Source organism: Rhodococcus sp. IEGM 1381, assembly GCF_030056795.1.
Lineage (GTDB): Bacteria > Actinomycetota > Actinomycetes > Mycobacteriales > Mycobacteriaceae > Rhodococcoides.
In genome coordinates this window covers 488,932-505,403 of the sequence record NZ_JASHKQ010000001.1, presented here as the reverse complement: position 1 = coordinate 505,403, position 16,472 = coordinate 488,932, and the positions used below count along the sequence as shown (strand labels likewise).

Below are 16,472 nucleotides of genomic sequence, written 5' to 3'. Positions count from 1 at the left end.
TTCGATGCGCACCACTCTCGCCGCATTCGGCGCTGTCTCCATCCTCTTCGTCTCTGCCTGTTCGACGGCACCGACGCCCGATGCGTCGACCGATACGACCGGCAGTTATCCGCTGACCATCGACAATTGCGGCCGCGAGGTCGTCGTCGACGCACCGCCGCAACGCGCAGTGTCGCTGAATCAGAGCTCGACGGAAATTCTCCTCTCCCTGGGACTGGCCGACCGAATGGTGGGCACCGCCACGTGGACCGACCCGGTTCGCTCCAATCTCGAAGCGGACAACGCCACGGTGCCGAGGCTGGCGGACAACAAGCCGTCACTCGAGGTCGTGCTGGACACCGAGCCCGATTTCGTGTCGGCGTCGTTCGGCGGGACCCTCGGTCCGGGGGGCGTCGCCGACCGAAGCCAGTTCGACCAACTCGGTGTACCGAACTACCTCTCACCGACCGACTGCAACGGAAAGACCGACGAGAGCGTCAATTCCGACGGAGCTCGCACGCAGCCGCTCGAGATCGAGACCGTCTATCAGGAGATACGTGATCTGGCGGCGATCTTCGACGTGCGCGAGCGCGGTGAGCGCTTCGTCAGCGAGCTGCAGGATCGCTTCGCGAAGGCTTCGGGTGCGGTCGACGCCTCGGGTACGACATTGGCGTTTTGGTTCGCCGACACCGATACCCCCTACATGGCAGGGTGCTGCGGGTCGTCGGGGATCATCACGAATTCCGTGGGTGCCGAGAACATCTATGCCGACACCACCGACGAATGGCCGCAGGTCAATTGGGAGAGTGTTCTGGACCGCAATCCGACGGCGCTCGTCCTCGCGGATCTGAGTCGCCGCAGCATCGCCGGAGATGCCCTCGACAGCAAGATCGAGTTCCTCGAGTCGAATGCGGTCACGAGCCGGCTGACCGCAGTCGAGGACAAGCGCTACATCGTCGTCAACGGTGCCGATCTCAACCCGTCGATTCGCACCGTCGATGGAGTCGAGAAAGTGGCTGCTGCTCTCGAGAATTGGGGACTGACGACCCGATGACCCGAACCGATCGCGGGTTGCTGATCCCGCTTCTGCTCGGTGGCTGTGCGGTGCTGGTGCTCTCGATCGGCGTGGCCGTGACGATCGGTCCGGCCAGTGTCTCTGTTTCCGATGTGTATCGAGTGATACTGGGGCACATCGGGATCGGAACGGCCGAGGTCAGTCGCATCGAGGACGGTATCGTCTGGGAGCTGCGGTTGCCCCGGACATTGCTCGCCGCCGTTTGTGGTGCCGGACTGGCGCTGTGCGGCGCGATCATGCAGTCATTGCTGCGTAATCCCCTGGCCGACCCGTTCGTCTTGGGAATTTCGTCGGGCGCGTCCACCGGCGCCGTGGTCGTAGCTGTGCTCGGAGTCGGCGGTGGCGCACTGTCGCTGTCGACCGGAGCGTTCGCGGGTGCGTTGTTGTCGTTCGTCCTGGTCATGCTGCTCGCCGTCGGAGCGGGCGGCGGGAACGACCGCGTCGTACTGGCGGGAGTGGCAGGTACGCAACTGTTCTCGGCCTTGACGTCGTTCATCGTCATCTCCTCTGCCGATGCCGAGCAAACTCGTGGGGTGCTGTTCTGGCTGCTCGGCTCGCTGAGCGGTGCCGACTGGAGGGACGTGGCACTGTGCGGTGCGGTCACGCTGCTGGGAATGACGGTGTGCCTGTTCAACACCTCCGCCCTCGACGCCTTCACGTTCGGGCACGACGCGGCCGCATCTCTCGGCGTTCCGGTGAAATGGGTGCGAATCCTGTTGCTGGTCATCACTGCATTGATCACCGCTGCCCTCGTCAGCGCTGCAGGGGCAATCGGCTTCGTGGGGCTGGTCCTCCCACATGCCGCCCGCTTTCTCGTCGGAGCGCGGCACCGCCGACTGCTGCCGACGACGGTAGTCATCGGTGCCATCTTCATGGTCTGGGTCGACACCATTGCCCGAACAGTGTTCGCACCTCAGGAAATTCCCGTGGGAGTGGTCACTGCACTGATCGGGGTTCCTGCCTTCGCCCTCATTCTGTTTCGGCTCAGGAGATCCCGATGACACTGCACGTCAGAGACATTCGCTGGACACGGAGCGGACACCCCATTCTCGACGGAATCAGCTTCGAGCCGGAGCCGGGCGAGACCATAGGTCTGATCGGCCCCAACGGATCGGGCAAGTCGTCTCTGCTGAGAATTCTTGCGGGCATCGTTGTCCCCGACAGTGGCGACGTGCTCCTCGACGGAGACAACCTGCGAACACTGCGTCGACGACGCATCGCCCGGCGCGTGGCGATGGTCGACCAACACTCCGACACCGACGTCGACATCAGCGTCCGCGATGTCGTGCGCCTCGGGCGAATACCGCACCACGGAATCCTCGGCGGAGACGCGGCCGACGACGACATCGCGATAGCCCGAGCACTGACCGACACCGCCATGGCGTCGAAAGCCACCCGGCGCTGGCACACGCTCTCCGGCGGCGAGCGCCAACGCGTCCAGATCGCGCGGGCCCTGGCTCAACAGCCCACCGAACTACTGCTCGACGAGCCGACCAATCACCTCGACATCCAACATCAACTCGACATCCTCACCCTCGTCGCCGGCCTACCTCTGAGCAGCTACATCGCTCTGCACGACCTCAACCTCGCCGCGATGTTCTGCGACCGCATCGTCGTCCTGAACAACGGCACCATCGTGGCATCGGGAACCTCCGCAAATGTGATCACCGAGCACCTGGTCCGCACGGTATACAACGTGCACGCCAGCGTCACGAATGCCGACAACTATCCACAGGTGACCTATCGACGTCCCTGATTCCTCTCGCTACCGGCCCGCCCATGAGTCCACTCGATGTGCCATTGACCCCCGAAAAGGCCACTAGATGTCACATCGAGTGCAGGCAGAAGTGGTGCACCGGAGGAATGGGCGGGCGATTTCAGAGTTGGCGGAGTTTCTTCTCGAATGCGTCGATGCGTGTGGTGTCCTCGAAGAAGTCTTCCTGCGAGACGATTTTTCCCCAGCTCGTACGGACCAGCAGCACTGTGCGGTTGCTGTAGAGCTCGGTGCCTTGGGCGGTGTGGGCTTGGTTGTCGAAGCGCACGAGCAGGGTCATTCGCCAGGGTGCGCCGCCGCTATAGATTTCGGTGATCTGACCCTTGATGCCGGCGGCGACGAAGTCCTGGAAGAATTTTTCGATGGCCGGGCGGCCGCGGTGGGTACCAGACCAGCGGCTGTAACCGTCGGCAAATTTGAGCACCGCATCTCGGTGAAACGACGACAGCAGGGGACGGTAGTCGCCGTTGTTGAGTGCCGCGATGTCTCGCTGCAGCTTGAGTGACAGCGCTCGCATCACCAGGAGCTTGACTGCAAAGGCCGTCGAGACGCCGGCCAGAAATCTCAATTGCATACCCATACGTTTGCCTACCGTTCACCGACGTGTCAATCGAGATGGCGGTACGTTCGGTCGATGATTCACCATGTGCAGGTCGCATGTCCGGCGGGCGGCGAGGACCGCGAGCGTGAGTTCTACGTGGGTGCGCTGGGCTGGCAGGAAATCGCGAAGCCGCCGCTGTTGGCTGTGCGCGGGGGCTGTTGGTTTCGTGTGCCGGGGGTGGGCGGTCCCGATGGTGAGGTCCATGTCGGCATAGAGGACGACTTCCGGCCGGCGCGGAAGGCTCATCCGGCCTTCGTCGTGGATGTCGATGCGACTGCTATGGCGTTGGTGTCGGCCGGCTATCCGGTGGACTGGGCCGACTCGGAAGAGATCCCGGGGCGACGACGGTTCCATACCAGCGACGGGGTGGGTAATCGCATCGAATTCGTAGCAGCACAATAGATCACAGACCCACCGAGATGGCTCCGGTCAGTATCGCGAAGACGATGTACATCAGCGACGCCGCCAGTCGATTTCCACCAGCAACTCGAGCAGGGACAGTTCCACATCCATCCGTCGAGACCAAGCGGTGTCTGCGACGATGGACCGCATGACGACAGGGGAGGCAATGTGGACCCGCTAGTGGCGTTCTGGCGCGAAGCGGATGACGCCGACCCCGTCCGTATGCGAGTCGAGATGACGGACTTGCTCTCGGCCGCATCGTATTCGGATGCTCGTGCGCTGTTCGAGCGTGCGTCGCTGGAGGACTTTCTGGGTGACGAAGCGGCCGCAGTCCCGTTGTATGAAGCCTCCCTGTCGGCTGGGCTCGATGATGACCTGGAGAACCGAGCCCGGATCCAATTGGCGAGTTCGTTGCGCAATGTCGGGCGACCAACAGATGCGCTGCACGTGCTCCGAGACTTCGAGTTCTCGAGCGAATACCTTTCTGCACGCGACGCATTCGCGGCGCTGACACTCTGGGATATCGGGGATGCGGCGCAGGCACTACGGAGTGCGCTTCAGGCAGCGAACCCGGCGACGGGGAAATATCGTCGAGCGATCGGGGCCTACGCGGCCGAGTTGTCCACACGACCTGAGGGGAATCCATGACCGACAGCGCATTCGATCCACACGACCTGCTCGAGCAGAGCCGAATCGGCGTGCTGGCCACCATCAAGTCCAGCGGACTTCCGCAGCTCTCGCCGGTGACACCGTTCTACGATCGCGCCGCCGACACCATCCGGATCTCGGTGACCGAAGGACGAGCGAAGACGGCCAACTTGCGGCGAGATCCACGTGCCGCTCTCGAAGTGACCAACGCCGACGGCACGGCATGGGCAACGGCGGAAGGGACCGTCACCCTCACCGGTCCGGGTACGTCACCGAACAGCCCCGAAATCGAGGCCCTGGTCGACTACTACCGCGCCGCGGCTGGTGAGCACCCTGACTGGAACGAATACCGAGCAGTCATGGTCGCCGACCGACGAGTGTTGGTGACCATCTCCGTGACCCACGTTTACGGCCAGTCCCTCGCCTGACCGCCCTCTAAGTCCACTAGATGTGACATCGACCGTCGAGAAGGCCACCGAAAGTGACATTGAGTGCATGTCGTCGCACCGCTCAGGTCACCTGATAAACGTCCAGCTCCACGGAGTTCGGCAATCGCTGGCCGGATCCGAGAAACAGTCGCTCGTTCATCCATGTGAGGCGGCTTGCGGCGCAGGACAGGCGTGGTTGGCTTCGGAAGTAGATCCGATCGGGGGGCACATCTTCACCGCGGACAAGTGCGTCGATGTCATCTTCGGCACCACTTCGTATGCCCATGTTGTGTACAGCGATTCGTTCGCCCGCATCGGTCTCCAGCGCGTATCTGGCGTCCAACTCTGTGAGTGTGGCCGTTCGGAGAATCTGATGATCCGCTCCGCCGGGCACTCGGCCGCGCAGTAGCGGGCCCTCGACGGTCCCGCCGAGGATCGGCACGAGGCAGCGGTGACCATCGACCACCTCGCCCACGTCGATCGGTTCACCCACGGTCAACGAAAGATGTGCGACGAAGATCAACTCGGGGACCACGTCAGTTCGTTCGGTCGGCGAATCCGTCGGGCAGGTCGGTGGGCGCGACCGACACGATCGTCTCGTCGTCGACGCCGACGTGCTCGAACAGTGTGATTCGGGCGAATTCGGGGACCACGTAAATGGGGTAGGTCGGTCCGGCATCACGGTAGGCGCGCATCTCGTCGAGATGATCATTTTGGTACAGAACGGTTTTCGTACCGTCCAGCTCGATCCACTGAGGGAAGAAGATAGTGCCGTGCAGACGTCGCTTACCGGGTATGAGGTTGACGACGACGGATGTTCCGGTGGGTTCGTTCCAGGAGATCTTGTAGACATCGTCGTCGAGTTGGACAAGGTCGACTTCCTGATTCTTGACCCACCGTCCGCCGACCATGCCGGTGTGGATGCGGTAGTCGATGGTGGTCGCGTTCTTGACGTACATCTCGTACTGCCAGTTGTTCGCATAGGTGTAGATGAAGCGGTGTCCGACGATGCCGCTGAGGTCTTGAGTCGGAACAGGGTTGTGGACGGTGGTGTCTGCGCTCATGAAGCCATTTTGTCACAAAACTATGTTTGCGGCAAAACTAATTGTGGGACCATCGAACGATGCACTCCACCGCGATCGAACTCGGTCGACACCTGGGACCGCTGCGACGGTCGCTGCTTCGTGCGACGCGAGAAGCCGCCCGACTACCAGACATCCCCGATTCGCACATCGAGATCATGAGAGCGCTCGTCGCTGAGCCGTATATGAGCCCGGGGAGCCTCGCCGCACACCTGAACCTCGCTCGGTCCACCGTGAGCAATCTGATCAAGGCAATGGTTGACGCAGAACTCGTCGAAAGATCGGTCTCGTCGGACGACATGCGCGGAGCGGCTCTCACAGCATCACCGAAGGCAATGCACCTCTTGGCGGAATACGACGCGGTCAGCTCTCAGGTGCTCTCCGATGCGCTCGACGAACTGACCCCAGAGGGTCGTCGAGCACTGTCTGCGGCCACCTCAGCCCTGGCCGACCTCACGACGATCTTGGCTCGCCGGATTTCCTGATTACAACGGCCGGGATCCTGCAGTCCACTCGATGTGCCATTGACCCCTGAAAAGGCCACCGAATGTCACATCGAGTGCACTGCGCGTCTGTGCTCTGTGCTGGGTCAGCTGCCGGCGTTCAGATCCCGGACCAGACGAGGTGCGCGCAACTGGCCCACGGTCGATACCCAGAGGCGCGGGGGATAGGACAGTCGAATCGCGAAGTAGTTGACGTATTCGATGAGCCCGAAGAACCAGATGGCAAGAACTCCGAGACTGGCACCGAGGTTGTCGGGGAGCCACACCATCACTCCTAGTAAACCGCCGACCAGCAACGCGAGGTCTACTTTGCGAAAGGCGCGGTAGATCGTGCGCAGAGAAGGTGGCATCGGATGACTCTCGACCCAGGAGCGCGCCAGCAGCCAGTAGGTTCCCGCTTGCACCAGCACGGCCAGCAGTGGGACCAGCGCAAACCACAACGCCAGACGGCTTTCCTCGTCGAGCCTCGGCACCACCGACGCAAGTGCAATCGTCAGGAACACCCCGGCTGCGGCCAACTCGCCCAAACCCAGGGACAAATATCGACGACGTAGTACCTGCCGTCGATTCGTACCCATATCGCCAGATTACCGAGCGTCGGATGCCGGACCCCCTCGTTCAGTCCACCGAAGGTGACATTTACCCCCGAAAAGGCCACCAAAGGTCACATTGAGTACCGCCGGAAGGCGGGTGCGAGGAAGAACGGAGGCAATGGCTAGAGGCTTCGTTGAATCGGGATCCACAGTTCTCCCGTTCCGGAGGACCAGTCGGAGGTGCTTTCGGTGACGGTGAGAATTTCAGGTCCGGGGATTGCTTCGTAGGGGTTGGAGGGGAACCATTCGCCGAAGGAGTCGGCCCAGAGTTGTTGGAGTGCGGGGGCGAGTGCGGTGTCGCTGCGTGTTTCGAATACCGCCCAGGTCGATGCGGGGACGGCGAGGGTGTTCCATTCGGGTGTTGCCGGCGATGTGGTGGCGACGGCGAAGTAGTAGTCGAAGAGACTGCCGTCCTCGCGTTGGGGTTCGAAGCCGTCGCTGACGAACAGGATCTCGGGGAGTTCTGGCAGGTCGGCGAGTTCACGCAGTTGCTCGCCGGTTCCCGGGGCCAGGCTTCGGTGGAATTCGGTCATTGCGGTGTTCTCGCCGCTGAACCGAAGTGGGATTCGGGTGGTTTTGCCGACGATGTGGAATGGCGGCAGTTCGGTGATGCGGTATCGCATGGTGCTTCGTCCTTCGATGGTCAGGTGAAATGTCACTGCTTGTCGGGAACGAAGGACGGTTCCGGGCCGGCGTGCCTGAGACGGTGTGATGCCGTGTAGATCGCGGAAGGCTCGGGTGAATGCATCTGCCGAGTAACCATATTTGGTCGCAACGTCGAGTACGCCCTGTCCGTCGAGGATTTCCGCTGCTGCCAATGTCATTCGGCGTTGTCGGATGTACAGCGACAGCGGGATCCCGGCGAGGGCCGAGAACACGCGCCGGAAGTGGTATTCCGATGTCAGCGCGATGCGAGCGAGCTCGGTTGTGTCGATCTCGTGGTCGAGATTGTCCTCGATGTAGTCGAGTGCTGCGTTCCATCGTTCGAGCATGTGTCGGAGACCTTCCCTCGTTCTGACCGAAACGATAGGCAAAAACGGCAGCGCAAACCCGACTTTCTGTGCCCGGCACAGTCGGATTCAGATGGTGCGCAAGTGCCGCTGCGATCGCTGCCCGCGCAGACGCCCGAGTTCGTCCAAGGCAGAACGGGATTGCGCGTCCGCCGGACGGTAGACGATGAGCCGCAGGTCCGGGTCGCCGAGTGGCGTGAGCACATCGAATGTCACGGTGATCAGCCCGACAAGTGGATGCCGCATCGGTTTGTCACCTCGGTTCCGCACGGACACCTCTCGGGACTGCCAGTAGCGGGAGAATTCCGTGCTCTCTCGTTCGAGCTCCTCGATCAACGCTGCCAACTTCGCGTCGTGTGAGTGGTTCACCCAGGCAGCGCGAAGGTCGGCCACTGCACCGCGAACGACGTCATCGCGCGCCTCGTAGAATCCATCGAACCGACTGTCCAGGAAACACATTCGTAGGACGTTGCGGTCTGCGACGGGTCGTCTGTCGATGTCGAGCAACAGCGCGGCCATCATCTCGTTCGTGGCCAGGATGTCGAGTCGGTGATCGAGCACCATCGCCGGCAGTGGGGCGACGTCGTCGATCAACTGCCGAATGCCGTCGGGCACCTCGTGGGCGGAGGCCCGCTCCGGTGCACGATGGCCGGCGAGTGAGAACAGGTAGCCGGTCTGATCGGGAGACAGCCTGAGCGCATTCGACAGAGACTGAACCACCTGGGCGGATGGCCGAACATCCCGTGCCTGTTCGAGCCGAACGAGGTAATCCACGCTCACTCCGGCCAACGCAGCGACCTCCTCACGCCGCAGACCGGGTGTCCGGGAGGCCCCTATCCGTGGTGGTAGACCGACATCCGACGGCCTGAGCGCCTCGCGCCTGGCACGCAGAAATGCTGCCAGTTCGTTTCGACCCAACTGCGTACTCACCCGATCCACGGTAGGCCACTTCGGTTCGATCAGCCTGGTATCGCCCTTCCCAGGATGATCTCGTCCTTCCCGTTTCCCGACGGGGCCAGGACGGTGAGTGGGACCGCACACGAAGGAGACATGACCATGACACGTATGGACGAGTACCGACTGCTGGGCCGCTCCGGTCTTCGAGTATCACCACTCTCGCTGGGGGCCATGACATTCGGAGCCGCCTGGGGCTGGGGGGCAGATGAGGGCGACTCGAGACGAATATTCGACGCCTACCTCGATGCCGGCGGAAACATGGTCGACACCGCCAACATCTACACCGACGGCCAGTCGGAGCAGTACCTGGGCCGATTTCTCCGGGGCCGCCGCGATTCTGTCGTCGTCGCCACGAAATACGCGGCGACGCGTGATCCGTCGGACCCGAACGCAGGTGGCGGCGGTAGAAAGAGTCTGCGCGGCTCCGTCGAAGCAAGCCTGCGGAATCTCGGCACCGACCACATAGACCTGCTGTACCTGCACGCATGGGACGGCATGACGCCGAGTGACGAGATCATCGCCTCGCTCGGTGAGCTGGTCCGTTCGGGAAAGGTTCTGTACATCGGCATTTCCGATACACCGGCATGGGAAGTCGCGCGCATGCAGACCACAGCAGAGCTGCGCGGCTGGCCGTCGTTTGCGGCCCTCCAGGTGGAGTACAGCTTGATCGAACGAACCACCGAGCGGGAATTGCTCCCGATGGCAACGAATCTCGGCATCGGCGTCGTTCCATGGGCCCCGCTGGGCGGAGGAGTGTTGACGGGGAAATACACTGCCGCAGATCTTGCGACGCCCGGTTCCGCGAGTCCCACAGGGACGCGTCGCGATCACGCGAAGGCCAACGGAACGTTGACCGTGCGTGGGCTCGAGATTGCGGCGACTGTCGTCGACGTCGCGAACGAACTCGGGGTGACCGCTGCTCAGGTGGCGTTGGCCTGGACCCTTCGGCATCCATCGGTCGTCAGCTCGCTGATCGGGGCGCGAACATCGGAACAGTTGCAGCAGAATATTTCTGCGCTCGATGTCGTATTCGACCAGTCGCAACTCGACAAACTGCATACAGTCAGCGCTGTCGACGCTGGGTTTCCCCACGAATTCCTGATGCGTCCCATGGTGCGTGGCGTCACGACGGGCCGCACCACCGTTCGTCCCCGGCCTGTCAGGATGTGGTGAGTCAGGGTATCGGGCGACGCCGGTAGGTGAGCGGATCTCCGTCGTCGACGAGTGCGAACCCGGCCCGCTCGAGAACCCGACGAGAGGCAGCGTTCGCCCGATACACCTGCGCAGCCAACGGTAGACCGGTCGCATGCTCTTGCGCGTGAACGAGGAGCTCGCCCGCGTAGCCGAGACCCCAATGGTCCGGATGTACCCAATAGCCGACCTCCAGGTGGTCGGATCGACGAATGATGCTGAGCAACCCGACGCGCAGCGATTCCTCGGTAGTCCCGATGAACCACCTCTGCACGTCAGGATCGCGGCTGCCTGTCGCGCTCAGCGCCTGCCAGAATCGGCGATCGAAATACTCTCTGCTCCATGGCGTTCCGTCTCCGACCCATCGAACTACCTCGACGTCCGACGCCATCGAGAACAGGAACTCGGCGTCGGACCGAACGGCGGGCCGCAGCAGAATGCGCGTCACAACTCTGTGACCTGCGAGGTCCTGTCGCCGCCCGCATCCGCGGTGCCCGATCGCTCGAACAGCAGAGCCGATACCTCGCCGTCCCTGTACATGGCCATGGGATCCGCCCTTCGTCGTCGCCCGATCGGCTGTCACGAGAGACTCTACTCACCGGTCAGCTCGGTGACAGGACCGATGTGAACGGCTCGATACGCTCTGTCGCGCAGCAGGTGTGCTTCTGGATCAGTTAGGTTGCGGAGCGAGAGATACTGAAACAGTTGGGAATTGGCGATATTGCTGGTCATGTGAGGGCCCTCTGTCGATCGACTGATCCGAGGCCCTCTGAATCGCAGTACGATGCTCATGACCTGTAGACGGCATCGACATGAGCAGTCGGCCGCTACCGAATCTTCTGAGGAGTGCCTGCCAGATGAACCTCGCCGACTACGACGTACTGAGCTTCGATTGCTACGGGACGCTGATCGACTGGGAGGCCGGGATTCTGAACGTTCTCACTGCGTGGGCGGAGCAGTCCGGCGCGGCCCTGTCCCAAGACGAGCTGCTCGCCGCATTCGGAGCCAATGAGTCTCGGGTTCAGCAGGATTCCCCGTCGATGCTCTATCCCGCGATTCTCGCCGAGGCGTTCGTGCGGACCGGTGATGCCCTGGGAATCCCCGTATCGGCGGAAAGGGCGAACCGGCTGGGGTCGTCGGTACCGGACTGGCCTGCATTCGCGGATTCCGCCGAGGCGTTGGCGAGTCTCGCCGAGAACTACAAGCTCGTCATCCTGTCGAATGTCCACCGCGAAGGCTTCGCGGGTAGCAATCGCCGGCTCGGCGTCCAGTTCGACGCCATCGTTACCGCGGAGGATGTCGGGGCATACAAGCCGTCCGACAATCACTTCGACGCAATCGATGGAGTCCTCGATCACCTCGGCGTCCCTCGGTCGCGTCTGCTCCACGTCGCCCAGAGCCTCTTCCACGACCATGTACCGGCCAAGCGTCACGGCATCGCCTCGGTGTGGATCGACCGGCGTCACGACCGACCCGGTTGGGGCGCAACCCCGGAGCCCACGGAGAAGTACAGCTTCGACATGAAATTCCCGAGCATGGCTGCCTTTGCAACGGCTGCCGGCGAGGCGTCGAACGATGCGTAAGTTGTTCACGCTCATCGGACTTTCGCTCGGTCTCGTCTGCTCGCTCGGCTATCTGGTGTGGGAGAACCGACCGCGACGGGTCAACTACGCATTCGTCGTCGACGATTCGGCATACACGGGAATTCTCGGCTTACAGAACACGACGCTGCTCATCATCATCGGCCTGCCCGTTCTCGGCGCGCTTCTGGGACTGGCGATCGCGGTATCGGTCGACCGTATTCGCCGCAACTGACCTCACCAATGCCAGGCGTCGCCACCGACGTTCTGGATTGTTCTCTGCAACACCTGAATTGCGGTGACGAATTCGTCCTGGCTGATGCCCTGCATACGTTCGTCCTGCAGCATCTGCTGAACGTCCGCCCCTCGTCGAAATTGTTCCTTACCTTCCGGGGTGAATGTCACGCGTGAATTCGACTCCGTGATCCAGCCCTTCGCGCGTGCGGAATCGAGCGCCTCGACGATTGCCTCCGGGGTATCGTTGTGGCCGATCTTCTCGATCGTCGCTTCTCTGTCGGCCCCTGCGGGTTGCAGCGAGATCTGATGCAGGAGCCACCATTCGGGCTGGGTGACCCCGATGTCATGGAGGGCGCCGCGAGTACGTGCTCGGATGGCCTCGCCGGCGCGGGCGGTCCAGAATCCGATCGGCTGTCGTTCGGGTGGCTGCATCGGTCGTGGGTGTACGGGTGCCTGTGTGTTCATGGAAGCGACAGTAGAACCTCAACCACGCTTCAGGTCAACAGTTCAGATGCCACCAGACCATGAACTCGGACGTTCCCTGGGCGAAAACGGCAGTGGCAAGTAGGAATACGAGCGGTGGCATGGAGGATTCTCCGAATGTGAGACGGGTCCAGGACAGGTGGACCGGCACACGGGTGCTCACCGTGGGTAGAGTCCCGATCGTGGACAGGCCATCCGATAAAGCGCTCGTCGCGGTGCTTGCCGCCGTCGGTGCTTCGACGGGCGCTGGCGCAGCGGTGGTCTGGCATGTCGCAGTCGCGGGTCCACCGAATGTGGGCATGACCTACATTCGGCCGAGTTGGTTCCCGATTACGCTCTATCTTGTTGCAGCAGGGGTAGTGACGGGTCTGGTGGTGGCCTCGTTTCTCGTCGATTCGGGTCTGCGCATTGTTCAGGATCGGCAGCGCAGTTGCGCCCACCTGTTCGCGTTGCTGATCGTCATCGGCGCGGCTCTGGGAGCCGGCAGCGCCCTTGCCTGGACGCACTGGCCACCGCAACGGTCGGAACCACGCAGCTCTGCGACGTACCTGAACACGCTGATGTTCGTCGATTGGGGTGATGAAGTATCTACTTCAGCGTCAGATTTCGGCTGGACTTCACTGGACCCTTCCGTATCGGAGACCTACAGTTCCGATACGTCCTACGTCACGCGTAGTCGACCACAATCGACCTTCAGTCCCACCATCAGCAATCCGTGGTCGGTGTTTCCGATCGGTGGAGTAGTAATTGCAGCATTGGCCGCACTCACTCTGTCGCTGCGGGACTACCGCCTGACTGTGGTGTCGCGCTCGGATCAGGACGCTGTGTAAGGAGCCCTACTCGTCGGTGCGCAGTTCGTCGACCAAGTTGAACAGTCGCTCCAGGTAGTCGCTGTGGAACACCTCTGTCGCGCGGATCTTGGCATTTCCGTCGAGGCCGAATTGAAGGTTGACGAGTTCGACCCCGATGGCGACGCGTCGAGCATCGAGTTGTTCGAGTTCGGCGGCGAGAGCATCGACCTTGGCCACTGGAGACAGTTCGTCGGTCATATCGGAATCGTAGAGGTCAGCCGACTGCTGCGAGGAATTCGCTGTAGAACAACCCGAGCCCCAGCGCCGACGCAATCGCGGCGAAGAGCCAGAACCGGATGATGACCGTCGTCTCCGCCCAGCCGCCCAACTCGAAGTGGTGGTGGATGGGCGCGATCCGGAAGGGCCGCTTGCCGGTGCTCTTGAACGAGGCGACCTGAATGACGACCGACGCAGCTTCGGCCACGAAGAGAGCTCCGAAGACGAGGGCGATCAGCTCGGTTTTGCTCACGATCGACAGGCCTGCGAGCAGTCCGCCGAGGGCGAGCGACCCGGTGTCGCCCATGAAGATCTTGGCCGGGGCGGCGTTCCACCAGAGGAACCCGATACAGGCACCCGCAGCGGCGGCGCAGACGACGGCGAGGTCGAGTGGATCGCGCACCTGGTAGCACCCGGCAACGGAGTTGGTTGCACACGATTGCCGGTACTGCCAGAACGTCATCACCGTGTACGCGCCGAGGACGAGGGTCATCGACCCTGCCGCCAAACCGTCGAGCCCGTCGGTGAGGTTGACCGCGTTGGACCACGCGACGATGAGGAAAACACAGAACAGCACAAAAACGATCGGTGCCATCGTGAAGAACGTCGATTGGCGCACCAGCGAGAGTTCGACGTTGCCCGGCGTCAGCCCGTTCCCATTGCGGAACTGCAGCGCCAATACTGCGAATATCACCGCTGCACTGATCTGCCCGACGTACTTGCCGGTTGCTTTGAGGCCGAGGCTTCGCTTCATACGTACCTTGATGTAGTCGTCGAGAAAGCCGACGACGCCGAGAGCAGTGGCAAGACCGAGAATCAGCAGGGCAGACGCCGATGGCCCGTCGCCGCCCATCGCGACGAGGTGGGAGCCGAGATAGCCGGCCCACAAACCCACGATGATCGCGACGCCGCCCATCGTCGGCGTCCCTCGCTTGGCGTAATGGCTTACGGGGCCCTCGACACGAATCTCCTGGCCGAAGCCCTGCCGGGTGAACAGCGCGATGAGAAATGGCGTCAACAGAATCGAGACCGCCAACGCGATACCGCCGGTAACGAGAATGTTGATCATGCGTTGGAGCCCACCCTTCCTCTGTGCTGCTGTTCCCCGCCCGGTACTACCGAGCACCGCGGGATACTGTGCCAAACGAATCGGCAAAAGTCCCAATGCGTGACGAAGGCGTTACTCACAGTTGATACGAACTCGGTGGAATTCCCACCAGTTCGGTGAACTCGCGGGTGAAGTGCGCCTGGTCGAACCAGCCGTATCGCGCCGCAAGGTCTGCCAGGGGACCTGAGTAGCCGTCGTCGAGCTCACTGAGTGCATCGTGAATGCGATACCGGCTGAGAACCCACTTGGGCGTCGCTCCGACATAACGCTCGAACAGCCGCTGCACTCGCCGAGCGCCGATACCGCAACGCTCTTCGACCTGGGCGACGCGAATCAGCGTCCGATCTCCCAGCATGGTCCCGATGATGTCCAGAACGACCTCGTACTCCGGCTCGACCTCCGGTGCATAGGGCGTGAGAACCGCGTCGACGACGGTTCGGCAGTGGTCGGCATTCAGATGTCCGCCCAGATTTGCCAAGGCGTCGACTGTGTCGGGCTGGAACGCAGTGGGCGGAGCCACGTGGACGTCGCGCAGGCTTCGAGCCACCGTTCCAGTGAAGGCCGCGTAGCCGCCCGGCCGGAACTTGACGCCGAAGACCCAACCGGATTCGGCGAGCACGACGTCGAAGCGGCGTGTGAGCACTCCCGTCACCACCACCGGGTCGACGACGCCTTCTCTGGTCCAGCCGTGTTCGACGCTGAGCGTGCAGGCCGGGTGCGGGAGCGTCGAACTGCGGTACGAGGTGCCGGGCGGAACATTCCACTGAAGCTGCCAGTAATTCTCGACCCACGGTTCCAACGCCGCCGCGCACGGCAGCCGCACCAGGTCGACGTACTGCGCCAGCTGATCCGGCCGCAGGACGCCGGACTGGGTGGCTGTCGCATTTTTCCTATCCGGCACGGGCGTCAGTGTAGGAGTCTGGTCCGACACCCCCCGAGAAATCGACAATGTGAAGGAGGAACACCATGACCGAGACACCCGTGGCCACTCTGAAGATGGTCACCCTGGACTGCGCAGACCCTGCGGCCAATGCGAGATTCTGGTCGTCGCTGTTGGGCTGGAGCGTCGTACATTCGGAGCAGGAGTACGCGATGCTGCAGGGGCCGAGCAGTGCGCTCGGATTCGGTCGCGTCGACGACTATCAGCCGCCGCCGTGGCCGAATACCAATGGCAGCAAGCAGTTTCACTTCGATCTTGCGGTCGATGATCTCGACGCCGCGGCGGCGGCCGCCGTACAGATGGGTGCGACGCTGCCAGGCGACCAGCCGGGTGAGACCTGGCGCGTGTTGCTGGACCCGGCGGGGCATCCCTTCTGCCTGACAAATGCCGCGAACTGGGGCTGACGCGGTTAGCCTTGTCGTCGTGACACCACGTCTGGCAGGAATCGAAATCGTCGTCGCCGATATGGCTTCCGCTTTGGCGTTCTATCGCGTTCTGGGACTGGATATTCCGGCCGACGCCGATGCCGAGCAACATGTAGAGGTCGACCTCGGCGGCGTTCGACTGTTGTTCGATCTCCCGTCCACGATCACCTCCTTCGACCCGACGTGGACGCCGCCCAGCGGCGGTCATCGCGTTGCGCTCGCCTTCGATTGCGGTTCCGCCGCCGGAGTGGACGCGGCGTGGGCAGCGGTGACCGACGCGGGGTACACCGGCCACCTGCAGCCGTGGGATGCGTTCTGGGGTCAGCGTTATGCCGTCGTGCACGATCCCGACGGCACCACCGTCGATCTGTACGCGAACCTCTGAGGCG

Annotated in this window: 25 protein-coding genes; 13 read left to right on the top strand and 12 right to left on the bottom strand. The window is 62.5% G+C overall.

From position 1 onward, the window contains the following. Positions 1–4: 4 nt before the first annotated feature. The 3 genes from QM797_RS02495 to QM797_RS02485 are packed head-to-tail and all read left to right on the top strand — an operon-like array spanning position 5 to position 2,810. Positions 5–1,033, top strand: coding sequence for an ABC transporter substrate-binding protein (locus tag QM797_RS02495; protein ID WP_283273545.1), 1,029 nt, complete (start codon positions 5–7; stop codon positions 1,031–1,033). Then, complete coding sequence (locus QM797_RS02490) at positions 1,030–2,055, top strand: FecCD family ABC transporter permease (RefSeq protein WP_283273544.1); 1,026 nt, start codon at positions 1,030–1,032, stop codon at positions 2,053–2,055. Before QM797_RS02495 ends, QM797_RS02490 begins: the two co-directional genes overlap by 4 nt. Next, positions 2,052–2,810 (top strand): ABC transporter ATP-binding protein, encoded by a 759-nt coding sequence (locus tag QM797_RS02485; protein ID WP_283273543.1) that lies wholly within the window; start codon positions 2,052–2,054, stop codon positions 2,808–2,810. Before QM797_RS02490 ends, QM797_RS02485 begins: the two co-directional genes overlap by 4 nt. Before the next feature lie 121 nt (positions 2,811–2,931). Here QM797_RS02485 and QM797_RS02480 read toward each other — a convergent pair whose 3' ends face one another. Further along, positions 2,932–3,402 carry a nuclear transport factor 2 family protein gene (locus tag QM797_RS02480; RefSeq protein ID WP_283273542.1) on the bottom strand — a complete coding sequence of 157 codons (471 nt, stop codon included), beginning with the start codon at positions 3,400–3,402 and terminating at the stop codon, positions 2,932–2,934. A gap of 60 nt (positions 3,403–3,462) precedes the next feature. Here QM797_RS02480 and QM797_RS02475 point away from each other — a divergent pair, with 60 nt between their 5' ends. The 3 genes from QM797_RS02475 to QM797_RS02465 all read left to right on the top strand — a co-directional run bounded on the left by QM797_RS02475 (position 3,463) and on the right by QM797_RS02465 (position 4,907). Next, positions 3,463–3,831 (top strand): VOC family protein, encoded by a 369-nt coding sequence (locus QM797_RS02475; protein ID WP_283273541.1) that lies wholly within the window; start codon positions 3,463–3,465, stop codon positions 3,829–3,831. Positions 3,832–3,999: 168 nt separating this feature from the next. Further along, complete coding sequence (locus tag QM797_RS02470; RefSeq protein WP_283273540.1) at positions 4,000–4,479, top strand: tetratricopeptide repeat protein; 480 nt, start codon at positions 4,000–4,002, stop codon at positions 4,477–4,479. After that, the gene (locus tag QM797_RS02465) at positions 4,476–4,907 is read left to right on the top strand and encodes a PPOX class F420-dependent oxidoreductase (protein WP_283273538.1); all 432 of its coding nucleotides are present in this window, start codon (positions 4,476–4,478) and stop codon (positions 4,905–4,907) included. Before QM797_RS02470 ends, QM797_RS02465 begins: the two co-directional genes overlap by 4 nt. An 82-nt stretch (positions 4,908–4,989) precedes the next feature. Here the strand turns inward: QM797_RS02465 and QM797_RS02460 are convergent, their stop codons facing one another. Both QM797_RS02460 and QM797_RS02455 read right to left on the bottom strand, forming a co-directional pair. Then, the gene (locus QM797_RS02460) at positions 4,990–5,442 is read right to left on the bottom strand and encodes a DUF3237 domain-containing protein (RefSeq protein ID WP_283273537.1); all 453 of its coding nucleotides are present in this window, start codon (positions 5,440–5,442) and stop codon (positions 4,990–4,992) included. Between the two features lies 1 nt (position 5,443). Next, positions 5,444–5,971, bottom strand: coding sequence for a phenolic acid decarboxylase (locus QM797_RS02455; protein ID WP_283273536.1), 528 nt, complete (start codon positions 5,969–5,971; stop codon positions 5,444–5,446). A 59-nt stretch (positions 5,972–6,030) separates the two neighbouring features. On the opposite strand from QM797_RS02455, the gene QM797_RS02450 reads away from it, so the two are divergent. After that, entirely contained in the window at positions 6,031–6,474 is a 444-nt protein-coding gene (locus tag QM797_RS02450; protein ID WP_283273535.1) for a MarR family winged helix-turn-helix transcriptional regulator, read from the top strand. 104 nt (positions 6,475–6,578) lie between these two features. Here QM797_RS02450 and QM797_RS02445 read toward each other — a convergent pair whose 3' ends face one another. From QM797_RS02445 to QM797_RS02435, 3 genes are all read right to left on the bottom strand, one after another. Then, complete coding sequence (locus tag QM797_RS02445; RefSeq protein ID WP_283273534.1) at positions 6,579–7,070, bottom strand: hypothetical protein; 492 nt, start codon at positions 7,068–7,070, stop codon at positions 6,579–6,581. Between the two features lie 137 nt (positions 7,071–7,207). Beyond that, positions 7,208–8,077 (bottom strand): AraC family transcriptional regulator, encoded by an 870-nt coding sequence (locus QM797_RS02440; protein WP_283273533.1) that lies wholly within the window; start codon positions 8,075–8,077, stop codon positions 7,208–7,210. A gap of 87 nt (positions 8,078–8,164) precedes the next feature. Continuing rightward, positions 8,165–9,025 (bottom strand): helix-turn-helix transcriptional regulator, encoded by an 861-nt coding sequence (locus tag QM797_RS02435; RefSeq protein WP_283273532.1) that lies wholly within the window; start codon positions 9,023–9,025, stop codon positions 8,165–8,167. A gap of 126 nt (positions 9,026–9,151) precedes the next feature. On the opposite strand from QM797_RS02435, the gene QM797_RS02430 reads away from it, so the two are divergent. Further along, the gene (locus QM797_RS02430) at positions 9,152–10,225 is read left to right on the top strand and encodes an aldo/keto reductase (RefSeq protein WP_349307179.1); all 1,074 of its coding nucleotides are present in this window, start codon (positions 9,152–9,154) and stop codon (positions 10,223–10,225) included. 1 nt (position 10,226) lies between these two features. On the opposite strand, the gene QM797_RS02425 is transcribed toward QM797_RS02430, so the two are convergent. Further along, positions 10,227–10,691: a GNAT family N-acetyltransferase gene (locus tag QM797_RS02425; protein ID WP_283273530.1), complete on the bottom strand. Its 465-nt coding sequence runs from the start codon at positions 10,689–10,691 to the stop codon at positions 10,227–10,229. 143 nt (positions 10,692–10,834) lie between these two features. Further along, positions 10,835–10,975 carry a hypothetical protein gene (locus tag QM797_RS02420; protein WP_283273529.1) on the bottom strand — a complete coding sequence of 47 codons (141 nt, stop codon included), beginning with the start codon at positions 10,973–10,975 and terminating at the stop codon, positions 10,835–10,837. A 125-nt stretch (positions 10,976–11,100) separates the two neighbouring features. On the opposite strand from QM797_RS02420, the gene QM797_RS02415 reads away from it, so the two are divergent. Further along, positions 11,101–11,826 carry a haloacid dehalogenase type II gene (locus tag QM797_RS02415; protein WP_283273528.1) on the top strand — a complete coding sequence of 242 codons (726 nt, stop codon included), beginning with the start codon at positions 11,101–11,103 and terminating at the stop codon, positions 11,824–11,826. Then, positions 11,819–12,058: a hypothetical protein gene (locus tag QM797_RS02410; protein WP_283273527.1), complete on the top strand. Its 240-nt coding sequence runs from the start codon at positions 11,819–11,821 to the stop codon at positions 12,056–12,058. Before QM797_RS02415 ends, QM797_RS02410 begins: the two co-directional genes overlap by 8 nt. Before the next feature lie 2 nt (positions 12,059–12,060). Here QM797_RS02410 and QM797_RS02405 read toward each other — a convergent pair whose 3' ends face one another. Next, positions 12,061–12,525, bottom strand: coding sequence for a MarR family winged helix-turn-helix transcriptional regulator (locus QM797_RS02405; RefSeq protein ID WP_283273526.1), 465 nt, complete (start codon positions 12,523–12,525; stop codon positions 12,061–12,063). Between the two features lie 200 nt (positions 12,526–12,725). On the opposite strand from QM797_RS02405, the gene QM797_RS02400 reads away from it, so the two are divergent. Next, on the top strand, positions 12,726–13,373 hold the full coding sequence (locus QM797_RS02400; protein ID WP_283273525.1) for a hypothetical protein: 648 nt from the start codon (positions 12,726–12,728) through the stop codon (positions 13,371–13,373). Positions 13,374–13,379: 6 nt separating this feature from the next. On the opposite strand, the gene QM797_RS02395 is transcribed toward QM797_RS02400, so the two are convergent. The 3 genes from QM797_RS02395 to QM797_RS02385 all read right to left on the bottom strand — a co-directional run bounded on the left by QM797_RS02395 (position 13,380) and on the right by QM797_RS02385 (position 15,619). Continuing rightward, positions 13,380–13,592 carry an oxidoreductase gene (locus QM797_RS02395; protein WP_283273524.1) on the bottom strand — a complete coding sequence of 71 codons (213 nt, stop codon included), beginning with the start codon at positions 13,590–13,592 and terminating at the stop codon, positions 13,380–13,382. A 16-nt stretch (positions 13,593–13,608) separates the two neighbouring features. After that, positions 13,609–14,679, bottom strand: a complete 1,071-nt coding sequence (gene mraY, locus QM797_RS02390; RefSeq protein ID WP_283273523.1) for a phospho-N-acetylmuramoyl-pentapeptide-transferase — start codon at positions 14,677–14,679, stop codon at positions 13,609–13,611. Between the two features lie 115 nt (positions 14,680–14,794). Next, on the bottom strand, positions 14,795–15,619 hold the full coding sequence (locus QM797_RS02385; RefSeq protein WP_283273522.1) for a helix-turn-helix transcriptional regulator: 825 nt from the start codon (positions 15,617–15,619) through the stop codon (positions 14,795–14,797). A 65-nt stretch (positions 15,620–15,684) separates the two neighbouring features. Between QM797_RS02385 and QM797_RS02380 the strand changes: the two genes are divergently transcribed. Together QM797_RS02380 and QM797_RS02375 are read left to right on the top strand one after the other, a co-directional pair. After that, on the top strand, positions 15,685–16,062 hold the full coding sequence (locus QM797_RS02380) for a VOC family protein (RefSeq protein WP_283273521.1): 378 nt from the start codon (positions 15,685–15,687) through the stop codon (positions 16,060–16,062). Beyond that, positions 16,043–16,468, top strand: a complete 426-nt coding sequence (locus tag QM797_RS02375) for a VOC family protein (RefSeq protein WP_502942252.1) — start codon at positions 16,043–16,045, stop codon at positions 16,466–16,468. The genes QM797_RS02380 and QM797_RS02375 overlap by 20 nt, the downstream gene beginning before the upstream one ends. Positions 16,469–16,472: the final 4 nt, after the last annotated feature.